The sequence below is a fragment of the Caballeronia sp. AZ7_KS35 genome (assembly GCF_023631045.1).
Classification (GTDB): Bacteria; Pseudomonadota; Gammaproteobacteria; order Burkholderiales; family Burkholderiaceae; genus Caballeronia; species Caballeronia zhejiangensis.
On record NZ_JALQDV010000001.1, the window covers coordinates 901208 to 912681 of the forward strand.

Sequence of the window (11474 nt, forward strand, 5' to 3'; positions counted from 1 at the left end):
CGGGCTAAGATAGCGCGTCGCTCTTCATGGGAATCCTCCGATGCCATTCACGCCACGCGGCACGCTGATGATCCAGGGCACGACGTCCGATGCCGGCAAAAGCACGCTCGTCGCCGGATTGTGCCGCCTCGCCCGGCGCGGCGGGGTGCGCGTCGCGCCGTTCAAGCCGCAGAACATGGCGCTCAATAGCGCAGTGACCGTCGATGGCGGCGAGATCGGCCGCGCGCAGGCGCTTCAGGCGATCGCGGCGGGCGTCGATGCGCGCATCGACTTCAATCCGGTCCTGCTCAAGCCGACGAGCGATCGCGGCGCGCAGGTCATCATCCACGGTCACGCGCACGCGAACCTCGACGCGCGCGCGTATCACGCGTACAAGCGCATCGCGTTCGACGCCGTGCTCGCGTCGTACGACCGCTTGCAGAAGGACTTCGATGCGGTGATCGTCGAAGGCGCGGGCAGTCCCGCCGAAATCAATCTGCGCGACGGCGATATCGCCAACATGGGCTTCGCGGAGCGCGTCGATTGCCCGGTCGTGCTCGTCGCCGATATCGATCGCGGCGGCGTGTTCGCGCATCTCGTCGGCACGCTCGCGTGTTTGTCGGAGAGCGAAAGGGCGCGCGTTCGCGGCTTCGTCATCAACCGGTTTCGCGGGGATATCGGCTTGTTGAAGCCGGGGCTCGACTGGCTGGAAGCGCAGACGGGCAAGCCGGTGTTCGGCGTGCTGCCGTATCTGCACGGCCTGACGCTCGACGCCGAGGACATGCTGCCGAGCCAGCCGCACACGCGGGGCGATGCACCCGCGCTGAAGGTGATCGTGCCGGCGCTGCCGCGCATCAGCAATCACACGGATTTCGATGCGCTGCGGGCGCATCGTCAGATCGACTTCAGCTATGTGCGCGCGGGCGTTGCGCCGCCGCCCGCCGATCTGATCGTGCTGCCCGGTTCGAAGAGCGTGCAGCGCGATCTCGCATGGCTGCGCGAAAACGGCTGGGATCGCGCGATCGAACGGCATCTGCGATACGGCGGCAAGGTGCTCGGCATATGCGGCGGCATGCAGATGCTCGGACGCGAGATCGACGATCCCGATGGCGTCGAAGGCGCGGCGGGGTGCGTGGGCGGGCTCGGGCTGCTCGATCTCTCGACCGTGCTAACGCCGCAGAAGCAACTGGAGAATGTCACCGGACGGTTGACCATCGGCGATGCCAAAGCGCCCGTGCGCGGCTATGAAATCCACATGGGCCGCACGCGCGGACCGGCGCTCGCGCGGCCGCTGGTCGCGCTGGACGGCGGGCGTGTCGACGGCGCGGTATCGGATGACGGCCAGATCGCCGCGACGTATCTGCACGGCGTTTTCGACACGCCCGAAGCCTGCGCCGCGCTGCTCGCATGGGCGGGCGTAAAAGACGCCGAGCCGCTCGATTATCCGGCGCTGCGCGAGGCGTCGCTGGATCGCCTCGCCGATTCGTTCGCGCAGTCGCTCGATCTGGACGCGCTACAAGCTGCCTTCGGTCAATAAAGAATCATCTGCGTGCAACGGAACATGGCGATCAGCTTGCCGTCGCCGTTCGTGACCGTCGCGTCCCACACCTGTGTGCTGCGCCCGAGGTGCACGGCCGTCGCCTTCGCGACGATCCTGCCTTCGCGCGCCGTCGAAACGTGGTTGCTCTTCAGTTCGAGCGTCGTGAAGTTCTGCGCCTTCTCCGGCAGATGCGCGATGCACGCGTAGCCGCAACACGTATCCGCGAGGCCGACGACCGTCGCCGCATGCAGAAAGCCATTCGGCGCGAGCAATTCCGGGCGGATCGTGAGTTCGCCGCTCAACTGGCCCTGATCGAGCGAGATCAGTTGCACGCCGAGCAGCTCGGGCAGGCGGCCTTTCTGGCGATTGCGAAGGAAATCGAGCGTGACATCGGGGCGAAGGGGCGTCATGAGCGTGCGGTCGGTTGAAATGGAGGAAGGCGTACGGCCGTTCGGGAGAGATGCCGGCCGCGCGAGTTTTGCCGATAATATCAACGCTCGAAATCATGCACCTGTTCTAGTCAAGACGAAATCGTGCGCGGCGCGGAAACACTGTGCGAGCGCGCCCAACAAAATCCAGGACACTTCATGACCGTGATCGTGGTGGCAAATCCTAAAGGCGGCGTCGGCAAAAGCACGCTCGCAACCAATCTGGCCGGCTATTTCGCGGCGCAAGGCGAATGGGTCGCGCTCGCGGATCTCGACAAGCAGCGCTCGTCGCACGCGTGGCTTTCGCTGCGCGTCGATATGCTGCCGAAGATCGAGGAATGGGCCGTCGACGTCGACTCTCCCGCGAAGCCGCCCAAAGGTCTGGAGAAAGCCGTCGTCGATACGCCCGCCGGCGTGCATGGCAACCGCCTGTCGCTCGCGCTGGATCTCGCCGATAAAGTGATCGTGCCGCTCCAGCCGTCGATGTTCGACATCCTCGCGACGCAGGACTTTCTCACGCGGCTATCGAAGGAGAAGGCGGTGAGGAAGGGCGCGATTCAGGTCGGCGTGGTCGGCATGCGCGTCGATGCACGCACGCGCTCGGCCGAACAGTTGCATCGTTTCGTCGAAGGACTCGATTTGCCGGTGCTCGGCTTCTTGCGCGATACGCAGAACTACGTGCAGCTCGCCGCGCACGGCCTCACGATCTGGGACGTGGCCAAAAGCCGCGTCGAAAAGGATCTGGAGCAGTGGGAGCCGATCATCGACTGGGTGTCGAAGAAATGAAAAAAGCCGGCGTCCGTTGAGGAACGCCGGCTTCGTCGGACGAAAACCGCCCGGAAATCAGGTCCAGTTCTGCGTCGGGACGTGATCGCGGCTGCCCTTGATGCGATTGTCCTCGTCGACGAACACGAGGTTCGGCTTCCAGCCCGCCTTGATCTCTTCCTCGTCGACTTGCGCGAACGCCGCGATGATGACGAGATCGCCGAGTTGCGCGCGGCGCGCCGCCGAGCCGTTCAGCGAAATCATGCCGCTGCCGCGCTCGCCCTTGATCGCGTACGTGGTCAGGCGCTCGCCGTTGTTCACGTTCCAGATGTCGATCTGCTCGTTTTCCATCAGGTTCGCGGCGTCGAGCAGGTCTTCGTCGATCGCGCACGAGCCTTCGTAATGCAATTCGCAATGCGTGACCGTCGCGCGGTGAATCTTCGATTTCAACAAGGTGCGCTGCATGGTGCTTCCTTCCTTCAGATTTCCAGATTGTCGATGAGACGCGTCGCGCCGAGCTTGGCCGCCGCGACCACGACGAGCGGCGCGTCGGTTTCGTCGGCGCCCGGCGCGATCAGGTTCGAGCGTTTGCGCACGCTGATGTAGTCCGGCTTCCAGCCGCGGTCGGCGAGCGCGTTCATCGCGTCGCGTTCGAGTGCGGCGATATCGCGATTGCCCGACAGCACGGCTTCGCGCACGCGCTGCAACGCGGCGGCGAGCTGCGGCGCTTCGGCGCGCTCGTCGGCGGACAGGAAGCGGTTGCGCGACGACAGCGCGAGGCCGTCGTCATCGCGCACGGTTTCCGCCGCGACGATTTCCGTCGGCAGCGCGAACTGATGGCACATGGCGCGCACGATCATCAACTGTTGATAATCCTTCTTGCCGAACACCGCGACGCGCGGCTGCACGCACGACATCAGTTTCATGACGACGGTGCACACGCCCGTGAAAAAGCCGGGGCGGAATTCGCCTTCGAGAATGTCGCCGAGATTGTGCGGCGGATGCACGCGATACTCCTGCGGCTCCGGATACATGTCCGTCTCGGTCGGCGCGAACAGCACGTAGACGTTCTCCTTCTGCAGCTTTTCGATGTCGTCCTGCAGCGTGCGCGGATATTTGTCGAAATCTTCGTTCGGGCCGAACTGCAGACGATTCACGAAAATGCTCGCGACCACGGGATCGCCGTGCTGGCGCGCGAGACGCATCAGCGAGAGATGGCCTTCGTGGAGGTTGCCCATCGTCGGGACAAAGGCGGTTCGGTTCTGGCCGCGCAACTGGTCGCGCAGTTCGTGGATGGAGCTGATGACTTTCATCGAGCGGGTGTCTCCTGTCGAGCGGCCGGTGCGCCGCCACGCGGAAAAAGATAAGAAAGACTAGGCAGGAGAATACGCGAGCCGCACGTAGATCGGCGCGTAGGGTTCGGCCTGCGTGATTTCGATCAGCGATTCGCGCGACAGCTCCAGCATCGCGATGAAGTTCACGACGACTACCGGCACGCCGCGCGTGGTGTCGAAGAGTTCCGTGAACTCCATGAAGCGCGCGTTCTGCAGACGCCGCAGGATCACGCTCATGTGCTCGCGCACCGAAAGCTCTTCGCGCGTGATCTTGTGATGCTGCACGAGCTTCGCGCGCTTGATGACGTCGGCCCACGCGGCGCGCAGGTCGTTCATGTCGACGTCGGGGAAGCGCTGCTCGGCGGACTGCTCGATGTAAATGTCCGCGCGCAGGAAGTCGCGGCCGAGCTGCGGCAACTGGTCGAGCTTCTGCGCGGCGAGTTTCATCTGCTCGTATTCGAGCAGACGCCGCACGAGTTCCGCGCGCGGATCTTCGGCTTCTTCGCCGGTGTCGGCCTTCTTGACCGGCAGCAGCATGCGCGACTTGATCTCGATCAGCATCGCGGCCATCAGCAGATATTCCGACGCCAGCTCGAGATTCGATTCGCGAATCTGATCGACGTAGCCGAGATATTGCGCGGTGACATCCGCCATCGGGATGTCGAGCACGTTGAAGTTCTGCTTGCGGATGAGATAGAGCAGCAGGTCGAGCGGGCCTTCGAATGCTTCGAGAAAGATCTCGAGCGCGTCGGGCGGGATGTACAGGTCGGTCGGCAGCTTCCAGAGCGGCTCGCCGTACAGGTGCGCGATCGCGACGCCGTCGATGGTGTCGGGCGTCGAATCGGTTGCGGGCGTGGCGAGCGCCACGGCACGGTCTTCCCGGGCTTCGTCGCGCTTTGCCTCAGACGGCGAATGCGCGGACGATTGCGGCTCGCGGCCTGCTGCGCTCACGTTCAGAAGTTCTGGTAATAGACGTAGGGCGTCTGGTTCACGCGCGATAGCTGCTGCGTGGTGCGCTCGTCGAGGTCGATCGGCTGCTTGTCCCACAGTAGCGCGCGGCCGCGGCGCTGTTCTTCTTCCAGCGAGGGCTTCTGCTCTTTCAACTGATTGATGAACTGGGTGATATCCGACTGATACATGATCCGGCTTCCGTTGAGGTCGAGGCGTGAGCCTGTGATTTTGCCTGTGCGCGCAATTTTACCGCAAGCGCGCGGCAGTTTCGTCGCCCGGAAGGCGCACGCGCGTGCAGCTTTCGCGGAACCCACGCGGCGCGCAGCCGTCCAACGGCGCACGTCCGGCGCGAGATGGCCGCTTTTGCGGCGTGCGTCCATGCCGATGTGGTGAAATAGCGCCTGCGTCCGATTGCGTCGGCTGCAAGTTTTACCTCGAATCCCACTTTTTCCCGATGCCGGAGGTCACGTTTGGCGGGGCGTTCGTTTGATCCGCTGCGCGCGTGGCGCGTAAGGCCGCGCGGCATGAGCCGCTGGCCGGCCCTGATTGTGGCGCTCGTCGCGTTCGGCTTCGCTGCGCCCGCTTGCGCCAAGTACGACGTCGACATCGACGCGCCGCGCAGCATCAAGAAGCTGCTGAAGGAGAACCTCGATCTCTCCCGTTTCGCCAAGCGCGACGACGTCAGCGACGACCAGTTCCAGTTCCTCGTCACCGCGACGCCGAAGGACGTGCGCGATCTCGTCGCGACGGAAGGCTATTTCACGCCCATCGTGCGTACGGACGTCACGACCGTCGACGACAAGCGCAACGTCAAGGTGAGCGTCGATCCCGGCCCGCGCACGATGGTCGCCTCGGTGCAACTGAATTTCACCGGCGCGGTGACGACCGAAGATCGCGCGCAGGAGAACGCGGCGCGTTTCGCTTTTTCGGTCAGCGAAGGCGATCCTTTCACGCAAAGCGGCTGGGACGACGCTAAAAACGCCGCGCTGCGGGCCCTGCAATCGAAACGCTATCTCGGCGCGAAGATCGTGCGTTCGCAGGCGCGCATCAATCCGCGCGCGCATCTGGCCGATCTCTCCGTGACGTTCGACAGCGGCCCGACCTTCACGCTCGGCAAGCTCGAGGTGAGCGGCCCGAAGCGCTATCCCGCGTGGATCATCGACCATGTGAATCCGATCCGCGAAGGCGAGGTCTACGACATCGCGCGCCTGAACGAGTTGCAGCGCCAGATCCAGAACACGCCGTATTACGCGAGCGTCGCGATCGATGCGGACAGCGACGTGAACAAGCCGGTCGACACACCGCTGCATGTGAAGGTGAGCGAGTATCCGTACAACAGCATCCGCTACGGCGTGGGTTACGCGACGGACACGGGTTTCCACATTCAGGGCGCCTACAGCTATCTCAATACGTTCGGCGCGGCGTACCCGTTCACGATTTCCGGGCGGCTCGACCAGACGCAGCAATACGGCCGCGTGCAACTCGCGATGCCGCCCGATTCGTCGGGCTGGGTCAACGCCGTGTTCGGCTCGTACACGATCACCGACGTCTCCAGCACGAAGATCTATAGCGGGCGCGTCGGCGTGCAGCGTTCGCGCTCGCGTCAGAACATCGACACGACGTATTCGCTGACCTTCTACGACGACCGCCTGACGCAGAACGAGCCGAATCCGTCGACGGCGCGTGCGCTCGTGCCCGCGTGGAGCTGGGTGCGCCGCGACGTCGACGATCCGCTGTTTCCGCGCCGCGGCAACATCATCCGCGCGGAGGCGGGTTTCGCCGTCAAGGGCGTGATGGCCGATCAGACTTTCGCGCGCCTGTACACCAACGCGCTGCAATACGTGCCGCTCGGCAAGAACGATCTGCTCGTGTTTCGCGCGGAGTTCGGCGGCGTGTTCACGAGCGGGCCGTCGAGCGGCGTGCCGGCTTCGCTGCTGTTCCGCGCGGGCGGCGCGAATTCGGTGCGCGGCTATAGCTATCTCAGCATCGGCAACAATGTGGCCGGCTCGATCCTGCCGACCAAATACATGGTGACGGCCAGCAGCGAATATCAGCACTGGTTCACGCACGACTGGGGCGGCGCGGTGTTCTTCGACATCGGCACCGCGACCGACAACTGGAGCGAGCGCGTGTTCGATCCGGGCGTGGGCGTCGGCGCGCGCTGGCGCAGTCCCGTCGGCCCGGTCAACGTCGACCTGGCGTATGGGCTGAAGAACAAGAGCATCAAACCGTATCTGACGCTCGGCATCGCGTTCTGATGCGTGAGAACGATGAAGGACATTGAATCGGCATGACGGACCCGAACAAGCAGGCGGACGCCGAAGCGCCGCCGCCCGAAAACGTTGGCGGCGGCGACGGCGGCGCGCAGAAACCGCCGCCGCGCAAAAGCGGCTGGCGCCGTTTGGCGCGGTGGATCGGCGCGCTCGTGCTCGTCGTCGTGCTGATCGCCGGGATCGCCATCGGCACGGTCTTTTACGTGCTGACGACCGAGCGCGGCACGCGCTACGCATGGAACGCGGCAACGAAGCTGCTCAAGGGGCAACTTACCGGCAAGCTCGACGGCGGCGCCATCGCGACCGGCCTGCAACTGCGCGACGTGCGCTGGAAGGACGGCAAGGGCACGGATATCGCGGTGGATAGCGTGTCGGGCCGCTGGGCGCTCACACGCGAGCCGCTGCGCTTCACGATCGATTATCTGCACATCGGGACGGTCGATGCGCGCATTGCGCCGTCGAACGAGCCGAGCAAGAAAACGGAACTGCCCAAGGATCTGCGCATTCCGATTCAACTTGCGATCAACGATCTTTCCGTCGGGAAACTGCGTCTGCATCAGGGCACGACGACGACCGAATTCTCGCGCCTGCTTTTCCACGGCCGAAGCGACGGCCAGCATCACGAAGCGGCGGTAGAGCGGCTCGACACGCCGTTCGGCGCGGTGACGGCGTCGGCGAAGCTCGATGGCGGCGCGCGTCCGTTTCCGCTTTCCGGCGATGCGGGCTATGCCGGCAAGGTCAACAACGAAACGGTGAACGTGAGCGCGCGGCTCTCGGGCTCGCTCGAAGACCTGATCGCCGACGTCGATGCGAGCGGCCTGAAACTCAACGGACGCGCGCACGTCGAGGCGCTGCCGTTCGCGGACGTACCGCTCAAGTCGGCGCTCGTCACGTTCGATCACGTCAATCCGCAGGCGTTCGCGCCGGGCGCGCCCGAGGCCGACCTCGCCGTGCGCGCCGAAGTGAAGCCCGTCGAAGGCGCGGACCCGAAGGCGTTCGTCGTCGCCGGGCCGGTGTCGATCGTGAACGCGAAGCCCGGTTCCATCGACAAGAAGCTGCTGCCGCTCATCGACGCGCACGCGAACGTGCGGCTCGACGCGTCCGAGCAAAGCATCAGCGATCTCGATGTTCGGCTCCTGAAGAACGCGTCGGTGACGGGCGGCGGCGCGCTCAAAAGCGGCAAGGGCAAGTTCGACCTCAAGGTCGCGAAGCTCGATCTGAACGCGATCGAGCCGACGCTGCGCCCGACGGATTTCGCCGGACCGATCCGCATCGAGCTGGATGGCGACACGCAGCGCATCGCCGCCGACCTGAACGATCCGAAAGCCGCGATCCGCGCGCAGGCCAAAGTGAAGCTCGATCCGCAAGCGACCACGCTCGACGACGTGAAGCTCGCGGTCGGGAAGGGCCGCGTCGAAGCGAGCGGCGTGCTGAAGAAGGACGCGAATTCGAGCTACGACCTGAAGGCGAAAATCGCCGAGTTCAATCCGCTGCTGCTGCAACAGCAGTTGATCGCGCCGAAGCCCGCGCCGGCGAAGAAAGGCGCGAAGCCGTCGAACAAGCCGGCCGCGCCGGCGCGTGTCGTGGAAGCGCGCGTGAACGGCACGCTGGCGGCATCGGGGCAACTCGCGCCGACGCTCACGACCAAGGCGACCTTCAAGCTCACCGACAGCATGTACGACAATCTGCCGCTGACGGGCGAGGGCACGATACAGGTCGCGGGCATGCGGCTGTTGCCGAGCAAGGCGGCGCTGTCGGTGGCGGGCAACAACGTCGATCTGAACGGCAGCTTCGGCGCGCCCGGCGACCGGCTGCGCTTCAAGGTCGACGCGCCCGCGCTCGAACGGCTCGGCTTCGGCATCGCGGGCACGGCGAAGGCGGACGGCGATCTGACCGGCTCGATCGCGCATCCGAACATCGCGGCGAACTATCAGGCCGATGGCCTCGTGTTCGGCGCGAATCGGCTCGGTCACGCGGAAGGCCGCGCCGATATCCGCGACGGCGCGAACGGCGCGCTCGTCTTCACGCTGAAGGCGCGCGATGCGAGCACGGAAGACATCGACATCGCGAATCTCGACGCGAATCTGAACGGCACGCGCGCGCATCACACGCTCGACGTGACGGCGACCGGCAAGGTGCGCGGCCAGCCCGTGAATCTCGCGCTCGGCGCGAACGGCAAGTTCACCGACGCGCCCGACGGCCCGCACTGGGACGGCGCGATCACGAAGCTGTCGAACAAGGGCACGCCGTCGCTGAATCTCGAATCGCCGCTTTCGGTGAGCTACGGTCCGAAGCGTCTCGTGCTCGGCGCGACGCGGCTCGTCGCGGAAGGCGCGGTGCTGAATCTGAAATCGTTCGCGATGGAGAACGGCCGCCTGCAATCGGCCGGCACGCTGACGAACCTGTCGGTGCCGCATCTGCTCGACGTGCGCCAGACGCTGACGGGCGCGGAGCCGCCGATCCGCACCGATCTCGTTTTCGACGGCGACTGGAACTTCACGCTCGGCGCGACCGCGACGGGCTACGCGCAGATCAAGCGCCGCGCCGGCGACGTGACGATCGACGGTACGCGCGGCCTGTCGGCGCTCGGCATTTCCGATATCGCCGCGCGCGCGGATTTCACCGACGGCAACCGCCTGAACGCGTCGCTGCACGCCCAGGCGAGCCGCATCGGCGTGATCGATGCCAACGTGCACACGCCGCTCGTCAATCGCGACGGCATGCTCACCATCGACGACAACGCGCCGCTGACCGGCGCCATCAACGCGAACGTGCCGGAATTGCGCACGACCGGCGGCCTGCTCGGCGCGAACTATCTGCTCGGCGGCAGGATTGCGCTCAAGCTGGTGATCGCGGGCATCGTCGCGAAGCCGAATCTGTCGGGCTCGCTGACGGGCGACAACATTTCCGCGACGGTCGTCGATCAGGGCGTGCAACTGAAGGACGGCATCATCCGCATTGCGCTGTCGGAGAATCTCGTCGATTTTCAGCGCGTCGAGTTTCATGGCGCGAGCGGCACGCTGCGCGCGACCGGCAAGGTGCGCCTCGATCAGCAGGAGCCCGATCTGACCGCGAGCATCATCGCGGACAAGCTGGAGCTGTTCGCATCGCCGGATCGCGAGCTGATGCTCTCCGGCAGCGCGACGATCGCAAACGCGGGCTTGCAGGGCGGCATGGCGATCGACGGCAAGTTCACCGTCGATCACGCGCTCATCGATCTGCCGGAATCGTCCGCGCCGTCTCTCGGCGACGATGTCGTGATCGAGCGCCCCGATGGCACGATCAAGGGCGAGAATCAGTCGATCACCGCGAAGACCGAGAAGCCGGTCGGGCCGTTCACGCCGCGCGCGAACATCGGGATCGATCTCGGTCAGCACTTCCGCTTCAAGGGCGCGGGTGCGGACCTCGGCCTCGCGGGCACGATTACGGCGATGAGCGCGCCGAACATGCCGCTGCGCGCGGTCGGCAACGTGCGCGTGACGACGCCGGGTTCGTCGTACACGGCGTTCGGGCGCAAGCTGAACATCGAGAACGGTTTCTTCACGTTCAACGGGCCGGTGGCGAATCCCGGCCTCAACATTCTCGCGATGCGGCGCAATCAGGAAGTCGAGGCGGGTGTGCAGGTGACGGGCACGGTGCAGGCGCCGGTCGCCAAGCTGATTTCCGAGCCGAGCGTGCCAGACAACGAAAAGCTCTCGTGGCTGCTGTTCGGCCACGGCACCGATCAGGGCAACAACGTCGGCCAGCAGAGCGCGATGACGAGCGCGCTCGCGCTGCTCGGAAGCCGCGGCGGCGCGAAGATCGCGCAGACGGTCGGACTGGACGAGTTCACGGTCGGATCGAGCGAAGTGGGCCTGACCGATCCGCAAGTCGTGCTGCTGTCGAAGGCGATCAACGAACGGCTCGTGATCGGCTACGAGCAAGGCTTGCAATCGGCGAGCAACGCGGTCAAGGCGACGCTGAACCTGTCGCGGTTCTGGGCCGTGACGGTGTACGGCGGGACGTATCAGGGCGTCGATCTGTCTTATACGCGGCGCTTCAATCGCTGGTCGAGGCTGTGGTCGTCGTCTTCGTCGGCATCGCGGGCGTCGGCTGTGCAGCCATCGGCGGCCTCGGGGGCGTCGGGCGTGAGCGCGCCATTCGGGGCATCGGCGACGGAAGTGGAATCGGACTGAGCATCGTCTGCTTCAAGCAAAAAGGGCAC

At 65.2% G+C, this 11474-nt stretch carries 9 protein-coding genes; 4 read left to right on the top strand and 5 right to left on the bottom strand.

Annotated features, from left to right (window positions below):
- Window positions 1-40: 40 nt before the first annotated feature.
- Complete coding sequence (locus NCT05_RS04305) at window positions 41-1516, top strand: cobyric acid synthase (protein WP_250501800.1); 1476 nt, start codon at window positions 41-43, stop codon at window positions 1514-1516.
- Here the strand turns inward: NCT05_RS04305 and NCT05_RS04310 are convergent.
- Entirely contained in the window at window positions 1510-1929 is a 420-nt protein-coding gene (locus NCT05_RS04310; protein WP_034472911.1) for a PaaI family thioesterase, read from the bottom strand. The genes NCT05_RS04305 and NCT05_RS04310 overlap by 7 nt on opposite strands.
- A gap of 177 nt (window positions 1930-2106) precedes the next feature.
- Here NCT05_RS04310 and NCT05_RS04315 point away from each other — a divergent pair, with 177 nt between their 5' ends.
- On the top strand, window positions 2107-2733 hold the full coding sequence (locus NCT05_RS04315; protein ID WP_008351074.1) for a ParA family protein: 627 nt from the start codon (window positions 2107-2109) through the stop codon (window positions 2731-2733).
- 57 nt (window positions 2734-2790) lie between these two features.
- Here NCT05_RS04315 and panD read toward each other — a convergent pair whose 3' ends face one another.
- The 4 genes from panD to NCT05_RS04335 form a co-directional block, all read right to left on the bottom strand.
- Entirely contained in the window at window positions 2791-3177 is a 387-nt protein-coding gene (gene panD, locus NCT05_RS04320; RefSeq protein ID WP_008351073.1) for an aspartate 1-decarboxylase, read from the bottom strand.
- A 14-nt stretch (window positions 3178-3191) separates the two neighbouring features.
- On the bottom strand, window positions 3192-4025 hold the full coding sequence (gene panC / locus NCT05_RS04325) for a pantoate--beta-alanine ligase (RefSeq protein ID WP_250501801.1): 834 nt from the start codon (window positions 4023-4025) through the stop codon (window positions 3192-3194).
- A 60-nt stretch (window positions 4026-4085) separates the two neighbouring features.
- Window positions 4086-4913 (bottom strand): segregation and condensation protein A, encoded by an 828-nt coding sequence (locus tag NCT05_RS04330; protein ID WP_034472990.1) that lies wholly within the window; start codon window positions 4911-4913, stop codon window positions 4086-4088.
- A gap of 86 nt (window positions 4914-4999) precedes the next feature.
- The gene (locus tag NCT05_RS04335; protein ID WP_250501872.1) at window positions 5000-5188 is read right to left on the bottom strand and encodes a DUF3460 family protein; all 189 of its coding nucleotides are present in this window, start codon (window positions 5186-5188) and stop codon (window positions 5000-5002) included.
- Window positions 5189-5521: 333 nt separating this feature from the next.
- On the opposite strand from NCT05_RS04335, the gene NCT05_RS04340 reads away from it, so the two are divergent.
- Both NCT05_RS04340 and NCT05_RS04345 read left to right on the top strand, forming a co-directional pair.
- The gene (locus NCT05_RS04340; RefSeq protein WP_239295371.1) at window positions 5522-7255 is read left to right on the top strand and encodes an autotransporter assembly complex protein TamA; all 1734 of its coding nucleotides are present in this window, start codon (window positions 5522-5524) and stop codon (window positions 7253-7255) included.
- 32 nt (window positions 7256-7287) lie between these two features.
- Entirely contained in the window at window positions 7288-11445 is a 4158-nt protein-coding gene (locus NCT05_RS04345; protein ID WP_250501802.1) for a translocation/assembly module TamB domain-containing protein, read from the top strand.
- Window positions 11446-11474: the final 29 nt, after the last annotated feature.